The organism is Bacillus sp. mrc49 (genome assembly GCF_002803435.1).
In genome coordinates, this window is record NZ_PHNG01000211.1 from 1 (window position 1) to 858 (window position 858).

General features: G+C 35.7%; 1 pseudogene. It reads left to right on the forward strand.

The window, feature by feature from the left end:
* Positions 1–858 (forward strand): annotated as a pseudogene (locus CVN76_RS01500) (hypothetical protein); the annotation flags it as partial.

Genomic DNA, 858 nt, shown 5'->3' on the forward strand with positions numbered 1-858 from the left:
CCTTAAAGGATCGGCATCAAGAAGAACGTGTCGAAGCAGTAAAAGCTTTGAAATCCAATAAAGACTTATCCCAAAAAGATAAAGATGAAGCCCTGAAAAAATTAGATGAAAAGCATAAAGCTGAAATTGAAAAAGTCAAAGACGACAATGACCGCGTTAAGCAAATTATGAGTAATGCCTCTAAAGAAAAAAGAGCCCTTACTCGTGATGAAAAACGTGAAATTAACGAAATTAATGATCGTATGTATAATACAAAAATTAATAAAACGACCAAAAGTGAAGATGAAATAACCGCCATTAACAAGAGGCGAAGTAAGCAGCGTCATGATATTACCACAAAAGAAATGAATCAAACCATTAAAGCAGCCGAAAAAGAATTTAAAGATACGAAAAAAAATGCTGAGAAAAAACGTAATAGTAAAGTGCATAACGCTGAAGTACAATACAAAAAATTAGGCGTCATTTCCAAAGATGAATATAACAAAATTGTTAATAATGCAGACAAGGAAAGAGACAAAACCATCGAACAAGCTAGAAAGAAAAAAGAGGGTGTTATAAAGAATGCAACCCTCCAAAAAGATGAGTCCGTTAAAGCATCTAAAAAGCAAAAAGAGATAAACATTGAAAATGCTCAAAAAGAAACCCGTGGAGTAGGAAAAGCGTTTGAGGGTTTAAACAACTGGTTGAAGGGTGCGATTGGTTGGGTTAAACGTGTATTTGGAAATAAAGAAAAAACCTCTTCCCCACCTCAATTCAAACCCGGCAGCATTCCTGAAAATGCTAAAGGTACGTTTCAAGGGCCCTTTAAAGGCGGTTTATCTTTTGTGGGTGAAGAAGGGCCAGAGCTTGGATACTTAC